This window comes from Blautia sp. OF09-25XD (assembly GCF_003482095.1).
GTDB classification, from domain to species: Bacteria; Bacillota; Clostridia; order Lachnospirales; family Lachnospiraceae; genus Fusicatenibacter; species Fusicatenibacter saccharivorans.
This window is the reverse complement of the sequence record NZ_QUMG01000010.1, coordinates 26,993-47,003: the sequence shown is the minus strand read 5'-3', so window position 1 is coordinate 47,003 and position 20,011 is coordinate 26,993. Positions and strand designations below refer to the sequence as shown.

At 49.8% G+C, this 20,011-nt stretch carries 10 protein-coding genes, 1 tRNA gene and 2 pseudogenes; 3 read left to right on the top strand and 10 right to left on the bottom strand.

The window, feature by feature from the left end:
* Positions 1-119: 119 nt before the first annotated feature.
* Positions 120-1,010 carry a quinate/shikimate dehydrogenase gene (locus DXA93_RS09725; protein WP_334291836.1) on the top strand — a complete coding sequence of 297 codons (891 nt, stop codon included), beginning with the start codon at positions 120-122 and terminating at the stop codon, positions 1,008-1,010.
* A gap of 202 nt (positions 1,011-1,212) precedes the next feature.
* Positions 1,213-2,085 carry a shikimate dehydrogenase gene (gene aroE, locus DXA93_RS09720; RefSeq protein ID WP_119208167.1) on the top strand — a complete coding sequence of 291 codons (873 nt, stop codon included), beginning with the start codon at positions 1,213-1,215 and terminating at the stop codon, positions 2,083-2,085.
* 159 nt (positions 2,086-2,244) lie between these two features.
* On the opposite strand, the gene DXA93_RS09715 is transcribed toward aroE, so the two are convergent.
* Both DXA93_RS09715 and DXA93_RS09710 read right to left on the bottom strand, forming a co-directional pair.
* On the bottom strand, positions 2,245-4,032 hold the full coding sequence (locus DXA93_RS09715; protein WP_055267792.1) for an ABC transporter ATP-binding protein: 1,788 nt from the start codon (positions 4,030-4,032) through the stop codon (positions 2,245-2,247).
* 11 nt (positions 4,033-4,043) lie between these two features.
* Positions 4,044-5,831 (bottom strand): ABC transporter ATP-binding protein, encoded by a 1,788-nt coding sequence (locus DXA93_RS09710; RefSeq protein WP_055267790.1) that lies wholly within the window; start codon positions 5,829-5,831, stop codon positions 4,044-4,046.
* A gap of 201 nt (positions 5,832-6,032) precedes the next feature.
* Between DXA93_RS09710 and DXA93_RS09705 the strand changes: the two genes are divergently transcribed.
* Positions 6,033-6,938 (top strand): AraC family transcriptional regulator, encoded by a 906-nt coding sequence (locus DXA93_RS09705; protein WP_055267788.1) that lies wholly within the window; start codon positions 6,033-6,035, stop codon positions 6,936-6,938.
* A 116-nt stretch (positions 6,939-7,054) separates the two neighbouring features.
* On the opposite strand, the gene DXA93_RS09700 is transcribed toward DXA93_RS09705, so the two are convergent.
* From DXA93_RS09700 to DXA93_RS09665, 8 genes and pseudogenes are all read right to left on the bottom strand, one after another.
* Positions 7,055-8,635: a glucose-6-phosphate isomerase gene (locus DXA93_RS09700; RefSeq protein ID WP_022462042.1), complete on the bottom strand. Its 1,581-nt coding sequence runs from the start codon at positions 8,633-8,635 to the stop codon at positions 7,055-7,057.
* A gap of 123 nt (positions 8,636-8,758) precedes the next feature.
* Positions 8,759-9,750, bottom strand: a pseudogene (gene pfkA / locus DXA93_RS09695) (6-phosphofructokinase).
* Between the two features lie 81 nt (positions 9,751-9,831).
* Positions 9,832-13,305: a DNA polymerase III subunit alpha gene (locus tag DXA93_RS09690; RefSeq protein WP_117813078.1), complete on the bottom strand. Its 3,474-nt coding sequence runs from the start codon at positions 13,303-13,305 to the stop codon at positions 9,832-9,834.
* Positions 13,306-13,316: 11 nt separating this feature from the next.
* Positions 13,317-15,922: pseudogene (locus DXA93_RS09685) on the bottom strand (ATP-binding response regulator); the annotation flags it as partial.
* A 747-nt stretch (positions 15,923-16,669) separates the two neighbouring features.
* The gene (locus DXA93_RS09680) at positions 16,670-17,521 is read right to left on the bottom strand and encodes a CvfB family protein (RefSeq protein ID WP_022462037.1); all 852 of its coding nucleotides are present in this window, start codon (positions 17,519-17,521) and stop codon (positions 16,670-16,672) included.
* Positions 17,522-17,534: 13 nt separating this feature from the next.
* Positions 17,535-19,004 carry a nicotinate phosphoribosyltransferase gene (locus DXA93_RS09675; protein WP_055218976.1) on the bottom strand — a complete coding sequence of 490 codons (1,470 nt, stop codon included), beginning with the start codon at positions 19,002-19,004 and terminating at the stop codon, positions 17,535-17,537.
* 66 nt (positions 19,005-19,070) lie between these two features.
* On the bottom strand, positions 19,071-19,775 hold the full coding sequence (locus DXA93_RS09670) for an acyl-[acyl-carrier-protein] thioesterase (protein ID WP_055267769.1): 705 nt from the start codon (positions 19,773-19,775) through the stop codon (positions 19,071-19,073).
* Between the two features lie 78 nt (positions 19,776-19,853).
* Positions 19,854-19,925, bottom strand: a tRNA-Gln gene (locus DXA93_RS09665).
* Between the last annotated feature and the right edge of the window lie 86 nt (positions 19,926-20,011).

Genomic DNA, 20,011 nt, shown 5'->3' with positions numbered 1-20,011 from the left:
TCATCTGCTACGCTGTTTCTTTTTCAAAATGACAAGATACCAGGGTCAAAAGGTCAAAAAACCTTTTGACTCCAACATCAATGACAACAGCGCAGCATAAAAAAAGAAAAGAGGAAAATATCATGCCAAATATTACAGGACATACCGAATTAGTTGGATTAATGGCTTACCCGATCCGTCACACCCAGTCTCCGACAACCCACAACCTTGCATACGACAAAAACGGAGATGACGTCATTCAGCTTGCTTTCGAAGTTGATAACGATTCTTTAAAAGATGCTGTGCAGAGTATCCGCGCGCTGAAAATGCTCGGTTCCAATATTTCCATGCCAAACAAAACTGTTGTCCACAAATATCTGGACGAGGTAGATGAAGCAGCTAAGTTATGCGGCGCTATCAACACCGTAGTCAACCTCCGCGACGAAAACGGTCAGGTAACCGGCAAACTGAAAGGCTACAACACCGATGGTATGGGATACTGGCAGGCACTGACCGAAGAGGGCATCGATTTCAAGGGAATGAAGATGGTCCTGATCGGAACCGGCGGTGCTGCTACTGCAATTGCAGTGCGCGGTGCTCTGGATGGAGTTGCAGAAATTGAAATCTTCAACATCAAAGACAAATTCTACAGCCGTGGAGAGGAAATTGTTGATCTGATCAATAAGAACACCAACTGCAAGGCTACCATGAACGATCTGGCAGACAAAGACCTCCTGAAAGAAAAAATGCACGCAGCTGACCTGTTCTGCGATGCTACCGGCGTAGGAATGCATCCACTCGAAGACCTTTCCAACATTCCTGATCCTTCCTTCTTTAAAAAAGATCTCATCGTAACGGATACCGTTTACGCTCCGCGCGAAACCGTTATGATGAAACAGGCAAAAGAAGCAGGATGTGAGAAAGTATTCAACGGCATGGGCATGATGCTGTTCCAGGCACTCATCGCAATCAAGCTGTACACCGGAAAAGATACTCCGGTTGACTACATGAAAGAGAAACTTGGAATCTGATTTCCGGGCGAATCTTTTCCATCTTAAACCTTAATCAAAAACCAACACGAAAAGAGGAAATGAACTTTGCGTCATTTCCTCTTTTTTTTCTTGCTTTCTTTCGGCATCTGGAGTATAATTCACTTCATATAGTAGCAGTTTAAAGTGCTACAGCACGATTTATCATCATGCGGAAATACGAGGAGAGAGAGGATTTCAAACTATGTCAAAACACATCACAGGACACACCGGATTATTATGTTTACTCGGAAGCCCGGTTGCACACAGTGTTTCTCCGGAAATGCACAACGAAGCATGCGACCAGCTCGGCCTTGATTATAGCTACCTTGCCTTTGATGTACCGGAAGACAAAATGCCGCAGGCAGTCGAAGGACTCCGCACCATGGGTGCAAGAGGCTGGAACATCACCATGCCTGGCAAAAATATCATGTGCAAATTGGCAGACAAGGTTTCTCCTGCTTCGGAGATCTCCGGCGCATGTAATACCATCGTCAACGACAACGGCGTTCTCACCGCTTACACCACCGACGGTGTCGGCTTCATGAGAGCAGTTGCAGAAAACGGCGTAGACATCATCAGCAAAAAGATGACTCTGCTCGGTGCCGGCGGCGCTGCTACCGCAATCCTGGTACAGGCAGCCCTCGACGGCGTAGCCGAGATCAACGTATTCAACGTCAGAGACAACTTCTTCGGAAGAGCAGAAGAAATCGTTGCAAAACTCAATGAGCGTACTTCCTGCAAGGTTACCCTGCACGACTTCTCCGATCCGGAAGTCCTTCGCGCATCCATCGCAGACAGCGCCATTCTTGTCAATGGAACTTCCGTCGGAATGGCTCCAAAAACCGAGAACACCATCATCACCGACACAACGATGTTCCACAAAGACCTCTTCGTTTTCGATGTGATCTACAATCCGCAGGAAACCCGCCTGCTGCGTGAGGCAAAAGAGGCTGGATGCAAGACCGGAAACGGCATGTACATGCTGTTATACCAGGGAGCTGCTTCCTTTAAGCTGTGGACCGGTGAAGATATGCCGGTTGAAATCATCAAAGAGAAATATTTCTCCGGAAAATAAGAAGAACTCCTGCTTTGCCGAATTTTCCGCCTGCGGCGGGTCGCTTCGGCGACACGCGCAAAAAGCGACACGAACAAGAAACGGCAAAAGGCTTCTGCCACGGATTTTTATCCGCTGGCAGAAGCCTTTTTTATAATCTTTTTTATGATCTTTTTTTGATCAGCCCGCTTTCTGTACTTCATCAAGCTGTGCTGTATACAGTTTATAATAATGGCCTTTCTTTGCCATCAGCTCATCATGTGTTCCGCTCTCCATAATACCGCCGTTATCGATATACATAATCTTATCGCAGTTGCGGATCGTAGACAGACGATGCGCAATGATAAATGAGGTTCTGCCCTTCAGCATGGCATTGAGTCCCGTCTGCAGTGCTTTTTCGGTCTGTACGTCAATGCTTGAGGTCGCCTCATCGAGAATCAGAATGGCCGGATCGGAAAGCAGGGTACGCGCAAACGAAATGAGCTGCTTTTGTCCCTGGCTCAGCATGGAACCACGCTCCCTTACCTCCGTCTGATAGCGATCCGGCATTTTGCTGATAAACTCGTCCGCACAGACAGTTCTGCTCGCCTTCACAATCTCCTCATGTGTTGCGTCAAGCTTTCCGTAACGGATATTATCCTCAATATCTCCCGAGAAAATAAAGCTGTCCTGCATCATAATACCCATCTGCTCACGCAGGGAATGAATGGTCACCTGCGAGATATCCTGTCCATCGATCAGGACGCGACCGCCATTGACATTGTAAAACCGTGAAATCAGATTGACAATCGTACTCTTTCCGGCTCCGGTCGGTCCGACAAGCGCCACACTCTCACCCGGTTTTACCGTAAACGAAACATCGTTTAAGATCTGTTTTGACGCATCGTACGAGAAATTTACGTGATCGAAGGTCACCTCACCGCGGATTTTTGGCATTTCAACGGCATCTTTTGCATCCTTTACCGTCACCGGCTCATCCATCGTCTCAAAGATACGTTCCAGATACGCAATGTTGTTGATAAAGTTATTGAAGATGTTTCCAAGGTTCATGATCGGCTGCCAGAAATACGATGCATAGCTCGAAATCGCTACAATCGTACCAACCGACTTATTTCCCTGCCCGAAAAGGATCAGACCGGACAGAAAAATGGCAGCACGCACGCAGACGGAAATTGAATCGATACCCGGCCATACCAGGTTGGAATAGCGAACTGCTGTATTCCATGTTCTGCGGCAATCCTTGGAAAGATCTTTGAAAATCTCCGCATTCTCATCCTCTCGTGCAAAGATCTGCGTAATGCGGGCTCCGACAATATTCTCCTGCAGATAGGCATTCAGGTTCGAGTTCTTGTTCGAAACTGCCTGCCATGCACGTCTCTGTTTATTCTTGATCCAGACCATGAAAACGCACAGCACCGGCACGCCGCAGAGCACGACAAATGCCATCTGCACATCAACCAGAAACATGAAAATCACGATAAACAGAAGGTTGAAGCTCTCCAGAACGATGTTGATCAGACCATTTGACAGCATATCCGATACCGAGTTGACGTAGTTGACAACCCGAATCAGGATCTTGCCGTGCGGGCGGTCATCGTAATACTGGAACGGCAGCTCCTGCAGATGTGCAAACAAATCTTTTCGGATATCATAGATGATACTCTGACTGACATCCACCATAATGCGGCTTCGGATTGTTGTGAAGATCACGCTCACCAGATAGATGCCGACCAGCATTCCCACAAGAGAAAATAAAAGCCTCTCGTTTTTCTCCGGAATTGCAAGGTCCAGCGCCCGCTGGATAATCATCGGCGCCACATAGCCGGACGCACCGCCGATGCCACTCAAAAGGATCGCAAAAACCATCCGTTTTGCATATTTTTTGATATAGGATGAAGCTCTGAGCAGATGCTTGATGTCAAACGGCTCTTCGAGCACTTCATCCTGCTTGTATGTATTTTTTGCCATTGCTTCCCCTCCTACAGTTCATCCACACCGGTCTGCAGCTTCACCAGTTCATAATAGTAACCCTTCTTCTCCATCAGTTCCTCATGTGTTCCCATTTCTTCAATATAGCCATTTTGCAGAACAATAATCTTGTCCGCTGTTTTCGTTGTCGAAATTCGCTGTGCAATCACAATCTTGGTACATGGAAAATCAAGCTCCCGTAAGGACTGCTGAATCTGTTTCTCTGTTTCCATATCAACCGCCGATGTTGTATCGTCAAGAATCAGAACCGATGGACGGATCGCCAGTGCTCTTGCCAGAGAAATTCTCTGCTTCTGGCCTCCGGAAAGACCAACACCGCGCTCTCCGACCAGGGTATCGTAGCCCTCCGGCATCTTTGAAATGAAATCTGCCGCAGCGGAATACCTTGCAAACTTGACAACCTCGTTCATCTTGATCGAATCATCGCCGTAGGCAATGTTTCCCTCGATCGTGTCAGAATACAGCAGAACATCCTGCGTGGCAAGTCCGATCTGTTTTCGGAGATCATACAGCTTCAGCTGTTCTACAGGAATTCCGTCAATCCGGATCTGTCCTTCTGTCGGCTCATAAAACCGCGGGATCAGATTGATCAGCGATGTCTTGCCGCAGCCGGTCTCGCCCATGATCGCAACCGTCTCGTTCGGATGGGCCGTGAAGGAAATATTGTGCAGAACCGGCAAATCACCATCCTCGTATTGGAAGGAAACGTTATCAAACTCGATTTTGCCTTCAAACCGCTCCGGATGGGAAACGGCATTTTCTTCGTCCCTGATTTTCGGTTCGGAGTAATACAGCTCCATGACCTTTTTCGACGCTGCTGAGAACCGCTGAAATTCGTTCATGATATTTCCCATCTGACGCATCGGATTGGCGATTGCCCAGATGAGGCCTGAAAATGCCACATAGTCTCCCATAGTAAGCTGTCCTCTGATCATAAAAACACCGCCGACTGCGAGCAGGACAACCGGCATCAGGTTCGCAATACTCTCGACAATCGGGAAAAATTTCAGCCATACCATTCCGGTTGCCTTATTCGTCTCCGCATAGTCGGTATTGGCACGGTCGAATTTCTCGATTTCGTAATCTTCTCTTGCAAACGCTTTGACAACGCGGTTTCCGGAAATATTCTCCTGTGCGCATGTATTCATCTGTGCCAGTTTTTCACGCAGCGCCGCATGCATCGGGGCAACGCGGTTCCGGAACAGATAGATAATCCAGAATACAAACGGTGAAATCACAAGAACGCACAGTGCCAGCTTCCAGTTCGTATACAGGAAGAAAACGGCCGCTGCAGCAAACAGAGAAAATGACTCAACCACCATTCGTACAACCCATGCAACCATGTGACGCACCGCATCCAGGTCTCCTGTCTGCCGTGTCATCAGATCTCCTGTCCGATAGGTACTGTAAAACGTCATATCCTGACGCTGAAGCTTGTCGTACAGATAATTCCGCACCCGGTACAGAACACTCTGCGACACCGTCTCATAGATCATACAGCTGCCATAAACAACGATAACACGCAGGAACGTAAAGCCGACCATCGCAAACAGCAAGCGGTAAAGCAGGTCACGGTGTACCTGAAGATTTGTCGCCGCGTTCTCCCCCGTTAAAAACAGATCCACAATTTTTCCCGAAAAATAGGGAATCGTAAGCTGCAGAATATTGTACAAAACGGTTCCGAGAATACCGACAAAGTACAGCGCCCGTTTTCCCTCCATGTTTTCCCACAGCCACGCAATTTTGTTTTTCGGGAATTGTTTCGTGTTGCTTTTCATGTTTTCATATCCCCCCTTATCTTAGGAAATTGAGTTACCAAATTCAGCATTAATTTTCTTTCAAATGCTTTCGCCATTGTATCAATTTTCATTTGGATATGATATAATGCGACTGTACAAAAATAGAATGTTTCTATTTTTCCGAAACTGATATTCCCAGAAAAATACTGAATATTTTTTACCTGAAGGGGGACTTTTCCGTTGAAGAATCTTTTTGAATACAGTGACATCCTGCACTCGCCGATTGAAGCCTTTTCCTGCTGCTCCGACAGTTTTTCCATGCCGGTCAAATCCCACTGGCACTATTTTACGGAGGTTCTTTATCTGCAGGAAGGTTCTCTTCTCGTGAGCTGCAACGATTCCGTCTACCACATAAAACCGGGCTCTTTCATCCTGTTTCCTCCACAGACGGTCCACGCACTTGCCGCAGACCAGGATCGGCCATTCCGCTATTTCTGTATCAAATTCAACCTGAACCGCATCCAGCTCACCGGAAGCTACCTTCCGAACCTGAGCTTTGCTTTCCATAAAATCGCCACGATGACCTATCCTTCGCTTTTGTTTACGCAGGAAGATCTCTCAGAGCTGAATCTCCATGATTTTTTTGTAACCCTTGAGAGGGAGGCTCTTGAAAAGAAATACGGTTATGATGCCTATATCTATTCTCTCTTTTCCACACTGTTTCTCCGGCTTCTGCGTATCTGGCACTGCCAGGGAATCTGTTTCAATCCCGAATCGATTTCCGAGAGTGAGGAACAGAGTATGCAGGATATCCTCGTCTATCTCGACCGCCATTCCCAGGAAAACATCAATATCGAGGCACTGGCACATAAATACAACATGAGCTACTCCTATTTTGCCAAACTTTTTCTGAAGCATTACGGGCAGAGCTGTAAGCAGTATATCGAGTTTATCCGCCTGAACAAGGTTGAAAACCTGCTTCTTTTTACCGACTATGACCTGAACTATATTGCAGCCGAGACCGGCTTTGCGGACTGCAGTCATCTGATCCGCACCTTTAAAAAGCGGTACCAGATCACCCCGCGGCAATTCCGTCAAAAGCACCAGACCACGGTTTCCTCGTCTCTCCCGGCGAAGCTGGGATAATCTGAAAATGAAAAAACCCTGCAAAAGCAGGGCTTTGTCTATAGTCTGAAATCTCCCGGAGTTTTTCCGGGAGATTTTTTTCACAGGACGCCTTTTCTGATCAGAAAATAACGCTTTTAGATATTGAGCAGATCACTGAATACCTTCAGTGCTCCGTCTGTCTCGTGAGCCAGAACGCGTTTTGCAAGGACTTTACCAAGCTGTACGCCTTCCTGGTCGAAGCTGTTTACGTTCCACAGGAATCCCTGGAACATGATCTTATTCTCGAAGTGTGCAAGCAGTGCTCCCAGCGTCTTCGGATTTACCTGATCTCCGATAATGATGCTGGACGGACGGCCGCCTTCGAAGTTTTTGTTTTTATTCTCATCTGCTTTACCGCAGGCAAATGCAACGATCTGAGCTGCTACGTTTGCGCAGAGTTTCTGCTGGCTGGTGCTGCCCTGGATGTCGACATCGGTCTCCATCTGGTTATTGCGGAATCCTACAAACTGCAGCGGAACGATATCAGTTCCCTGATGCAGCAGCTGATAGAAGGAATGCTGTCCATTGGTACCTGGCTCGCCGAAGAGAACCGGACCGGTCGGGTAATTGACCGGCTCGCCGAAGCGGTTGACCGATTTACCGTTGGACTCCATATCTACCTGCTGTAAGTGAGCCGGGAAACGGTTCAGTGCCTGGGAGTACGGAAGAACTGCAGTGCTTGGATAGCCAAGAACGTTTCTCTCGTAAACACCGATCAGCGCATCGAGCATCTCCGGGTTCTGTAATACGTCTTTGTTTGCAGAAAGTTTATCTTCTGCTGCAGCGCCCTCGAGGAATGCTGCGAATACTTCCGGTCCGAAAGCCAGGGACAGAACAGCGCCGCCGACTGCGGATGTGGAAGAATAACGGCCTCCGATATAGTCATCCATGAAGAATGCTGCCAGATAGTCGTCGCTCTTTGCCAGCGGAGAAGTCTCACTGGTAACGGCGATCATATGCTTGGATGCATCCAGGCCTGCATTTTTCAGAGCGTCTTTTACGAAGGACTCATTGGTCAGAGTCTCCAGTGTGGTTCCGGATTTGGATACCAGAACGAAGATGGAATGTGCTACGTCGATCGAATTCAGAACAGCTGCTGCGTCATCCGGGTCAACGTTGCTGATGAATTTTGCTTCCATTTTGAAGCAGCCGTTTTTCTTTGCCCAGTTTTCCAGAGCCAGATACATCGCACGCGGGCCAAGGTCGCTTCCGCCGATACCGATCTGCACAACGGTGGTGAATTTTTCACCTGCTGCGTTGGTGATCTCACCTGCATGTACTTTGTTCGCAAACTCTGCGATGCGGTTCTGCTGCTCTACGTAGAAAGCACGTTTGTCTACGCCGTCTGCCGTAACGGTGTTTCCGAGCTGGCCGCGGGTCAGCTGATGAAGCACGAGACGGTTCTCTCCGGTGTTGATGACAGCACCGTTGTAAAGCTCCTCAAATTTTTCAGAAAGCTGTGCCTCTTCTGCCAGTTTTACGAGTGCGGCAAGGACATCCTCATTCACCTGTTTTGCTGCGTAGTTATACGCAAGTCCTTCTGCCATCGGAACGCTGTAAGATTTTACGCGCTCTGCTCCGTTTTCGCCGGACATCACCTCGGCAAGATTGACACGCTCCACTTTTTTCAGCTCCTCAAAAGAAGCCAGTTTATCAAGATTGTTCCAGGTAACCATTGTTAAGTTCCTCCTGTTTTTTTATTTTGTCTCTCTATTCCGTCCGCGGAAACATTTTTATTCCCGCTATTATACCAATGAAACAGACTGCTTGCTAAAAACAGTCTGTTTCGTGATACTTTTTTATTTCGTATAGTTATAAGAAAGAGCTCTTGCGATCTCCCACTGATATTCCGGCAGAGTCTTTGTCATGGACAGTGCCTCATCGATATCGTAATCTACATACTCACCGTTCTTGTATGCAACAACGCGGTCTGTTTTGCCTTCCAGAAGAAGGTCAACTGCGTAAGCACCCATGATGGACGCATATACACGGTCTTTACATGTCGGGCTTCCTCCACGCTGCATATGTCCAAGGATCGTTGCACGGGTCTCGATGCCGGTTGCAGCTTCGATTCTGCGCGCCATGCTGGTGGAATGGCCGATGCCCTCAGCATTTACGATGATATGATGTTTTTTGCCTTTTCTACGGTTCTCGATGATGTTGTTGATGATCTTCTGCTCATCGTAATCGTATTTCTCCGGAAGAAGAATATCCTCTGCGCCGTTTGCGATACCGCACCAAAGAGCGATATATCCGGCATTACGTCCCATAACCTCGATGATCGAGCATCTCTCATGGGAAGTGGAAGTATCTCTTACTTTATCAATGGCTTCCATTGCAGTGTTTACCGCGGTATCAAACCGATGGTATATTCTGTGCAGGCGATATCCAGGTCGATGGTTCCCGGTACACCTACGGTGTTAATTCCAAGAGCTGCCAGTTTCTGCGCTCCTGCAAAAGATCCGTCTCCGCCGATAACTACCAGTCCGTCGATGCCGTGTTTTCTGCAGACATCTGCAGCACGTTTCTGGCCTTCCAGTGTACGCATCTCTGCGCAGCGGGCGGTATAAAGGATGGTACCTCCGCGCTCGATGGTGTCGGATACATCGCGGGCTGTCATGTCGATGATTTCTTCGTTCATCAGTCCGTCGTAGCCTTTCAGGATACCTTTCATCTGAACGCCCTTCTGCAGACCTCTTCTTACGGCTGCACGGATCGCTGCGTTCATACCTGGTGCATCACCACCGCTGGTAAGCACTCCGATTGTCTTTACCTTGTTAGTCGTTGCCATATGAATTCCTCCATCTCATCACACACATTAATAAACGAGTAGTTTTATTTATTAATCACACACAGTTTTATTTTAAAGCATTCAGGCCCTTTTTTCAATACTCTTTTCTACAACTTTCACGTTTCCGGTACCGAATTTTGCCTGAAGTGACGCCACCAGACGGGCATCTGCCTGCACATTGCGGCTCGGCGGCAGTTTTTTCATCGCTTTGATCGATTTGATGTAGAGAATCACGCTGTCCTTGCCGTCGGATTCATGCAGCATCTGGTACAGATCCGCCACTTCTCTCTCGTACGTTTCCTTGTCCGGGAACTGGATCCAGAGCTCTTTCGGGATGCCAGCAAACGGGAAAATTTTCTCGCAGATCAGCTTGCTCGGCTTATCATCCTCCGCGGAAACACGGCCCTGGATGAAGACACGCGCATCGGTCTGCATCATCGGTGCGTTTTTCTCGTAATCGCGCGGGAATACGACGATTTCCATACTGCCGACGAGGTCCTCGAGTGTGAGAAATGCCATTGTCTTGTTATTCTTTGTATATTTGATTTTTTTATCCGTGATAATGCCGCCGACAATCTCTTTCGCGCCGTCGGTGACGGATGGGAAACCCGTCTCCTCATCCGGCTGGAAGTCTGTCGTTACCGCGGAAATGTTCTTCCGCCAGCACTCCTCCTGCTCCTCGAGCGGATGACCGCTGACGTAGATGCCGAGCACCTCTTTTTCGAGCGCCAAAAGATCACTCTTTTCGTATTCTCCGACATCCGGGTACACCGTTTCATACGACCGTTTGGTCGTCTCATCTACGAAGTCAAACAGACTCATCTGGCCGCTTAACGAATCTTTTTTCTCGCGCGCCACATCATCGAGCACATTGGCGTAGACGAACATGAGCTGCTTTCTCGTCACGCCGAAGCAGTCGAATGCGCCCGCCTTGATAAAGTTCTCGACGGTCCGCTTGTTGACTTCTTTTCCGCTCAGGCGCTCCGCGAAATCCTTTAACGAGCGGAACGGTCCGTTTGCACTCCGCTCCTCCACGATCGCCTCCATGACCGGCTTTCCGATGCCTTTGACCGCCGCCATGCCATAGCGGATCGCCTGGCCGTCTACCGTGAATTTTCCTTCGCTTCGGTTGATGTCCGGCGGCAGAATGGAAATGCCCATCTGCCGGGAACTCAAGATATACTCTGCGACTTTTCCCGGGTTATCGATGCAGGAGGTCATCAGAGCCGCCATGAACTCAACCGGGTAATAGTATTTCAGCCATGCCGTCTGGTACGATACGAACGCGTACGCCGCCGCATGGGATTTGTTGAAGGCGTATTTCGCGAAGTCGATCATCTCGTCGTAGATCTTGTTCGCTGTCTTCTCATCAATGCCGTTTTTGATACAGCCCGGCACGCCCTCGGCCTCGTTTCCATAAACGAAATTCTGGCGCTCTTTTTCCATGACAGATGCCTTTTTCTTCGACATCGCACGGCGCACCAGATCGGCCCGTCCAAGCGAATAGCCCGCCAGTGCCTGTACGATCTGCATAACCTGTTCCTGGTAGACGATACAGCCGTACGTCGGCTCCAGAATCGGTTTTAAGAGCGGTGTATCGTACGTAACGGATTCCGGGTTGTTTTTTCCTTTGATGTACTGCGGAATAAAATCCATCGGGCCCGGACGGTACAGGGAAATTCCGGCGATGATATCCTCGAGGCTCTGCGGTTTTAACTCCTTCATGAAGTTTTTCATTCCCGCACTCTCGAGCTGGAACACACCGACCGTTTTCGATGCGCCGATCATACCGAGCACTTTCGGATCGTTGTAATCGATGTGAAGCAGATCAATTTTCTTATTGCTGTAACGCTCTGCGAGCTTTGTCGCATTCTGAATGACGGTCAGGGTCCGAAGTCCTAAGAAGTCCATTTTCAGAAGTCCCAGTTCCTCGAGCGTCGTCATCGTGAACTGCGTGACGATCGTTCCGTCGCTTCCTCGCGAGAGCGGCACAAATTCCACCAGCGGACGCGAGCCGATGACAACACCGGCGGCGTGCATCGACGTGTGGCGCGGCAGACCTTCAAGTCTCCGTGACATGTCGATCAGATGTGCAACCTCTTCATTGCCCTGATACAGCTCCCGCAGCTCGTGGTTCATCTGCAGTGCCTTGTCGATCGTGATATTCAGCTCATTCGGAATCATCTTCGCAATCGAATCGACCTGTGCATACGGCATATCCAGCACACGGCCGACATCGCGGATGACACCGCGCGCCGCCAGTGTACCGAATGTGACGATCTGTACAACGCGGTCCTTGCCGTATTTTCTCGTTACATAGTCGATGACCTCCGGGCGGCGTTCGAAGCAGAAATCCACGTCGATATCAGGCATGGTAACTCGTTCCGGGTTCAGGAAACGCTCGAACAGGAGCTGGTACCGCATCGGGTCCAGCTGTGTGATGCCAAGGGTGTAGGAAACAATACTTCCGGCCGCCGATCCTCGTCCCGGTCCGACCATGATGTCGTGGTCGCGCGCAAATTTGATGAAATCCCACACGATCAGGAAGTAATCGACGTAACCCATCGTTTTGATCGTATCAAGCTCGTATTTCAGCCGCGCCTTCAGTTCATCTGTCGCCGGGTGATACCGTTCCTCGAGGCCGTCGTAGCAGAGCTTATTTAAGTATTCCCAGGAAGTGTATCCCTCCGGCACATCGAATTTCGGAAGTTTTGTGACACCAAATTCGATCTCCACATTACACCGGTCTGCAATTTTCTGTGTATTTTCGATTGCCTGCGGTGCATACGGGAAGAGCGATGCCATCTCCGCCTCGGATTTCACGAAATACTGTCCGCCCTCGTAGCGCATGCGGTCCTCATCCGTGATCTTCTTTCCGGTCTGCAGGCACAGAAGAATATCGTGGGAATCCGCATCTTCTGCGTACGTGTAGTGAATATCATTCGTCGCCACCAGCTCGATGCCGGTTTCTGCCGAGAGGCGCATCAGCTGCTGATTGACCATCCGCTGCTCCGAGATGCCGTGATCCTGCAGTTCCAGGAAGAAATTGCCTTTTCCGAAAATCTTCTCATACCGCAGTGCGGCCTCTTTTCCCATCTCGTACTGGTTCCGCACCATCGCACGCGCCACCTCACCTGCAAGGCAGGCGGAAAGCGCGATAATGCCCTCGTGATACTTTTCCAGAATCTCCATGTCGACACGCGGCTTATAGTAAAATCCATCGATAAAGCCCGCCGAAACAATCTTCATCAGATTGGAATAGCCCGTATTATTTTCCGCCAGCAGAACCAGATGGTAGTACCGGTCCTCTCCGCGGCTGGTTTCGCGGTCGAAACGGGAACCCGGCGCCACGTAAACCTCACAGCCGAGGATCGGCTTGATGCCCTGCGCGCGGGCTTCTTTATAAAAATCGATACAGCCGAACATGACGCCGTGATCGGTGATCGCGGCGCTGTTCATGCCAAGCTCCTTGACTCTGGCAACGTACTCTTTGATCTTGTTCGATCCGTCCAGAAGGCTGTATTCGGTATGTACATGTAAATGCGTAAAACTCATCGTTTTCTCCTCTATTTTCCAAAGGCATGTTCCGCTGTCTCCAAGATCGTCTGCACCAGGCTGTCCGGCTCGATCGGCTTGGTCAGATGGCTGTTCATGCCCGCTGCGCGGCATCCCTCTTTACTCTCTTCGGAGGACTGCGCCGTCATCGGGATGATCGGGACTTGTTTTGCTTCCGGAAGCTCCATGGCGCGGATCTGCTGCGCTGCCTCAAGGCCGCCCATCACAGGCATCATCAGATCCATTAAAATCACATCAAATTTCTGCGGATTCGCCGCATACTTTTCGACCGCCTCGCGGCCGTTCCATGCCTCTTCCACCGTCGCACCGTGATCGGTCAGGTAAAACTCGGCGATTTCCATGTTGATCTCATTATCCTCGACAAGCAGAACGTGGAAGTGGACAAGCTCTTTTCCTGCGATCCGTGTCTTTACTTCCTGAATCCGCTGTCCCTCGCAGTCAATGTAAAACGGAAGCCGGAATACATACGTCGTTCCGACGCCCTGCTGGCTCGTTACCTCGATCGTGCCCTGCATTTTTTCGATCAGTTCTTTGACGATCGACATGCCAAGCCCGTTCCCTTGTACTGCGTTCTCGCACCGGACTTCTCCTGTGTGAACGGATGGAACAGCTCTTTTTCGATAAATTCGCTGCTCATTCCGATGCCGCTGTCCATGATGCGGAACTCGTAGACGACCCGGGTTCCGTCGCAGGAGACTTCGCCCGCATACGTATCGATCATTCCGCCTGGCTTGTTGTACTTGATTGCATTGCTGAAGAGATTCAGCATAATCTGCCGCAGGCGCAGCGGACTGCCGATCAGTCTCGTGTGCGTCAGCTCACCGCGGTGCGTACAGTGGGTAATGCCCATCTCCGTAATCTGCGCATTGACAAGGGATGCCACATCATCCATCAGATGCGTCAGGTCAAAAGAAACGCTCTCGATCGTCTCTTTTCCGGACTCCAGCTTATTCATATCGAGCACATCGTTGACGAGTGCCAGCAGATGGCTTGCGGAAAGATTGATTTTATCGAGGCAGTCGTCCACTTTTGCCTCATCCTGCCGGTTTTTGCGGATGATATCCAGCATGCCCATAATGCCATTGATCGGCGTGCGCACATCGTGGCTCATGCGGTTCATAAATTCTGTTTTTGCACGACTTGCACTGTCTGCAGCTCTAAAGGCATCCTGAAGCTGTATCTTCTCCCTCTCTTCCCGGCTGTGGAACTCTGACGTATCACGGAAAAGGATCATGCCGTGTACCACAACGCTCTCCCGCTTTGTCTTTCGGTCGTAGACGGTATCCTGTGACATAAGAACCGTCTTCTGCAACCATATTCTTCTGCCGGACTCATCTGTTTCCTGATACTCCACGACTACCTGCTTATCTCCGTTTTCAAAGCGCTGCAGCAGTTTCTTCGAGGAATCCACAATGCGGTATGATTCCAATGTCTCCTCCGCGACAAACGCACTGCATTCCCCGCAGTATTTCTCGTAGGAACACGGCAGATCTATATTGAGGTCAAATTTCTTCTGCCCGCTGTGGTAAAAAATCTGCTCCAGCGAATCATTCGTCAGATCAACGGCCAACACGGCCTCGGCCGTCTCGAGAAGTGCCTCGGCGTAGTGGCTGTTTTCAATGATCGACTGTTTCATCTGTTCATAGTATTGGTCGAGCTGTTCTTTTTCATTCCGAGCAGCTTCCTCATCGGAGCGGAACCGCTCAAAGCCCATCAGAAAATGGTGCAGTCCGCCGTCCTCGGCCGCGTCGTAGAACAGAATGGTGACTTTTCCCCGGCAGAGCGCTTCCCCTTCGCTGCCCTCCCGATACTCGCACAGAATTTCTACGCTCTCTTCTCCCTTCTGATAGCACTCCTTCAGATGGGTAAGATCCAGCATTCTACGCATTTCCTTTCTCTTTTCCTCATCCGTGATGCCCTGCACAATATGCTCGGCCGCACCGGTATAGCTGCCGTCCTCGGCAAGGAAAAAGCCCGAAACGGCGCGCAGAATCCGATACTGGTCCTGTCTTGCATTGCAGTAAATACAGTTGGAAAAATGGTATCCCTTTTTCTTTACGACGTCCAGCGCTTCCAGGCTGATCTTCCGCTCTGCGGCGGCTTCTTCCATCTTCGCGCGGTTTTTGTCGATATACATGTTCTGGTCCGCATGGCGGAACAGTTCCCGGATATCACAGTCTTCAAATTCCGTGGACAGTGCATAGCCTCCGGCGTAGCTGATCGGCATCTCCGGGTGCTGGCGGGAATATTCTGCCGTCTGCGTGCGGATGTGCTTCATGCACGCTTCCACTTCTTCGCGGTTCAGTCCGCGCAGAATGGCAAGAAACTCATCTCCGCCGTTTCTTCCGACGAAATACTCCTCCGGGACTGCTTTTCGAAGCTGAACGGCAAAGGAACGGATATATTCGTCTCCCTTATCGTGACCCAGACTGTTGTTGATCGTGCGCAGATTGTTGAGGTCAAACACGCAGACCGCATACACGCCGGAAATTTCTTCTCCTCCGTCGCTTCCCTCCAGAATCTCTTCGCATTTATTTTTATTTGGCAGGCCCGTCGCCTCATCGAGATAGACTTTCTTCTGCAGAATACGGTTCATCGCCGCATAGCGGACGGCCTTGATCAGCTCCATACCGATGACAAACACCAGACCGATGATATCTCCTACTACCACCTGCTCCAGCTTCTTCAGCGAAGACGCCATTCTCTGCGAATACGCTTCCGCAAGGCCCGTCGCCTCGTCACAGATTTTGAAAAAGGTCTCACTCTTTTCGATAATCGCGGTATTCTCATATCCTTTTTCACGCACCAGCAGAATCTCTGCCTTCAGCTCTTCAAAATACGATGCCAGCTCAGTCATCTTATCCTGAAAATCCCGGTCATCCAGGCGCACCAGATCCAGCTCGCTGCTTCCGTTCTGCAGACCGTCGATATAAGCGTTGATGTCTGCAATCATCGTATCCTGCGGTTCTCCCGCATCCTCCAGCTTGATAATCCGCTGCGTTTTTCCGCGCACCAGACCGGCATAGTTGACAACGCGGGCCGTTCCCTGTATTTTCTCGACCATCGACATAATGCAGAAAAACAGAATAATCAGAATGATCGTCAAAACCGTCATTGCGGTTTTGGAAATAAAAGATGTTTTTTTCTTACTTTTCTTTTTCTTCATCTCTCTCCATCAGATCCTGTGTCATTTTTTGTCATATAGATCATATTATAAGCGCAATCCTCTCTTCGCGCAACCGCAAACCGGGCGCAGAAAAAATTTCAAAATTTTATCTGCTGTCTGACACAAAAAAACGGACACCGGAGAGGATGTGCTTCCTGTCCAGTGCCCGATTTTTTCTTATTTTGCTTTTTCTGCCGTCCAGATTTTACCGTCGCGGATGACAACCTGTTTTTCTTTCATCAGATGGCCGACCGCGCGCTTAAATGCTGCTTTGCTGAGGCCGAATTCTCTCTGAATCACTTCCGGTGATGCTTTGTCATCAAATGGAAGGACACCTGCAAATTCCTCGATCACAGAAAGAACGCTCTCTGCATCGATTGCGATCTGCTCGTACGCTTTTCCGCGTGCGGACAGGGAGAGTTTTCCGTCCTCTTTGACTTCTGTAACGCGGCACTCAAGTTCCTGGCCGACATGATAGTCTGCCTGTGCTTCTCTCTTTGGAATCAGGCCGGAGTAGCGGTCATCAACAGCAACGAAAACGCCGAAGTTTCCGCTGATCTCGTAGATTCTTCCCTTTACGATATCGCCTACGACGTACGGAGAATTGGTTTTCAGGAAATGGTAAACCTTCATCGTTGCGCAGAGACGGTCGCTCTTGTCGATGTAGAGGGAAACCAGAACCTCATCACCTGGATGGAGGCGGCGGGTCTGCTGTTTAAACGGAAGAAACAGATCTTTTTCCAGACCCCAGTCCAGAAATGCTCCGATCTTTCCGGTAGCAGCTACGTTTAAGACAGCCAGCTCTCCAAGCACCAGCTTCGGCTCTCTGGTTGTCGCAATCAGACGGTCGCTGGAATCGCGGTACAGAAATACTTCCAGCTCATCTCCCTCTTTTGTTCCTTCCGGCACCTGTTTGATCGGCAGAAGAACGCGTTCCTTCTCGCCTGCTTCCCGGGTCTCCCCAAGATAAATACCGAATTCTACTTTCTTTACTACTACCAGCTTTTGCTTTCTTCCTATATTTAACATTTGACTTCCTTTCTTACTGCTCGCCGAGAGCCTTCATGCTCATCTCCTCGAGCAGGTCGCTCTTGATGTGGTACAGCTTGTCGGACAGATCCACGTAAACCTCATGCGGATTGACCAGACGTTTGGACTCCTCCCAGAGGGTATCTTTCTCTCTGGTGCAGATGTCGCGGATCTCCATGACGGATGGAGAAGTGTAGACGCATGCGCCCTTCTGGAAAATCGGAACGAGGAGCTCGCGTAAGGTGTAGGTTCCGCCTTTGATCTTCGTCTTTTTCCAGGTCTCGATCGGGTCGAAGATGATCATATCTTTGCTCTCGTCGAAGGTCTCGTCTGCGAGGCAGATCAGGTCGGCACGGATCTTTCCGGTTTCTTTATCATAAATACGATAAATCGTCTTATTGCCCGGGTTTGTTACTTTCTCGGAGTTCTCGGACAGCTTTATCTTCGGTGTGAATTCTGCGTCATCTTTATCTTTTGCTGCTGCCAGCTTGTAAACGCCGCCGAATGCCGGCCAGTCACCGGAGGTAATCAGATTTGTGCCGACACCCCAGGAATTAATCTTCGCACCCTGGGTTTTCAGGCTGTCGATCAGGTACTCATCGAGGTCACTGGATGCGGAAATGATGGCATCACCGAAACCTTCTGCCTCGAGCATCTGATATGCTTTTTTCGACAGGTAAGCCAGGTCACCGCTGTCGATGCGGATGCCGTAGCCCTTCATCGGTAAGCCCTCTGCTCTCATCTCTTTGAAGACGCGGATCGCATTCGGAACACCGGATTCGAGAACATCGTAGGTGTCTACGAGAAGAATGCATGCTTCTGGATACATTTTCGCATACGTTTTGAATGCGGTGTACTCATCCGGGAAGCTCATGATCCAGCTGTGTGCGTGGGTTCCCTTGACTGGAACGTCAAACATCTGTCCGGTCAGGACATTGGAGGTTCCGATGCAGCCGCCGATCATGGCAGCACGCGCGCCGTAGATACCAGCATCCGGTCCCTGTGCACGGCGGAGTCCAAACTCCATGATGCCGTCGCCCTTTGCCGCGTAAACAACGCGGGATGCTTTCGTCGCGATCAGGCTCTGATGGTTGATCATGTTCAGAATCGCGGTCTCTACAAGCTGTGCCTCCATGATCGGAGCGACAACTTTTAAGAGCGGTTCTCTTGGAAATACGACGGTTCCTTCCGGGATCGCATAGATATCTCCGGTGAAATGGAAGCCTCTTAAATACTCCAGGAAATCATCGTTGAAAATATGGAGGGAACGGAGATAGTCGATGTCATCCGGTGAAAAGTGAAGATCGCGGACATACTCGATTACCTGCTCAAGTCCTGCACATACGGCGTATGCGCCGCCGCATGGATTCTTTCTGTAAAATGCATCAAATACCACGATCTGATCGGACGGGTTCTCGTAGTAGCCCTGCATCATGGTAAGTTCATATAAATCGGTTAACAGTGTAAGGTTCTGCGCTCTCATGGCAAATTCCCCTTTCCTCATTGTGTTTATTACGTTCGTATCTTATTCTTTCCGATTGTACCACAATCATTGAAATTCCACAACTACGTATGGCTGTCCTTTTTCATCGTTCAGCGAGATAAAACAGCCGTTTTCCGTCTCAGCGCGCAACGGATGCAGGACATCGCCGAGGTGCGCCTGCTGTTTGTATTCGGCGCGCATCCGGCGCACGGTGAAGTTCTTCGGAAGGCATTCACCGGCAAGGGAAATGAACTGTGCGTTGTTGACGTGGTGGTTCGTATCGAGGTTGTGCGGCCGCACCGGGAACGGTTCGCCGATGAAATCTGCTTCCGGCATTTTCACTTTGCGCTCGCCGAAATCCTCGTCGATCGGATCGTCAATGCCATAGGCGTCTGTCGTCTCTTTCGGTGCGCGGACGGGATGACCCGTTTCCATATTGACGTAAGACCAGATGGAGTTGGCACAGGCGAGCATTTCGCCGTCTTCTGTTTCCATCGTGAAGTTACGCATGCCAAGAAATCCTTTGAAGCCGCTCGCCCATGTAGTGATTTTTACCGCTTCACCAAGGGATGGATAGCGGCGCACATGAATCTGCCACGCGGACAGCACCCAGGCGCAGCCTCGTTTTTTGAGCTCCGCAACGCCCTCGCCGATCGCTTCCGACTGGAAGGTACTGCAGTCCTGAAAGTAATTGATCAGCCCCGGCAGGGTGAGATTTCCGTCCTCACCGATTTCGCTGTAGCGGATTCTGCTCGTAAAGGAATACTTCATCGTTTCGTTCCTCCTGCTGTATTTGTTTTTGAGCATCGAAAAAGGCCTCAGGTACGAGACCTGAGACCTTTTAATGAGCTGGGCTACCTGGATTCGAACCAGGAACTGACGGAGTCAGAGTCCGTTGCCTTACCGTTTGGCGATAGCCCATTGCCTTGCGACAAAATGTATAATACACTATCGCAAGAGAAAAGTCAACACCTTTTTTGAAATTTTTTTATTTTTTTCAAAAAACT

Bases quoted from the DNA above. Each gene is read 5' to 3' on its own strand.
- DXA93_RS09680 (WP_022462037.1), bottom strand. From the start codon at position 17,521: ATGTTAAATATAGGAAGAAAGCAAAAGCTGGTAGTAGTAAAGAAAGTA.
- DXA93_RS09675 (WP_055218976.1), bottom strand. From the start codon at position 19,004: ATGAGAGCGCAGAACCTTACACTGTTAACCGATTTATATGAACTTACC.
- DXA93_RS09690 (WP_117813078.1), bottom strand. From the start codon at position 13,305: ATGAGTTTTACGCATTTACATGTACATACCGAATACAGCCTTCTGGAC.
- DXA93_RS09715 (WP_055267792.1), bottom strand. From the start codon at position 4,032: ATGGCAAAAAATACATACAAGCAGGATGAAGTGCTCGAAGAGCCGTTT.
- DXA93_RS09670 (WP_055267769.1), bottom strand. From the start codon at position 19,775: ATGAAGTATTCCTTTACGAGCAGAATCCGCTACAGCGAAATCGGTGAG.
- DXA93_RS09710 (WP_055267790.1), bottom strand. From the start codon at position 5,831: ATGAAAAGCAACACGAAACAATTCCCGAAAAACAAAATTGCGTGGCTG.
- aroE (WP_119208167.1), top strand. From the start codon at position 1,213: ATGTCAAAACACATCACAGGACACACCGGATTATTATGTTTACTCGGA.
- DXA93_RS09700 (WP_022462042.1), bottom strand. From the start codon at position 8,635: ATGGTTACCTGGAACAATCTTGATAAACTGGCTTCTTTTGAGGAGCTG.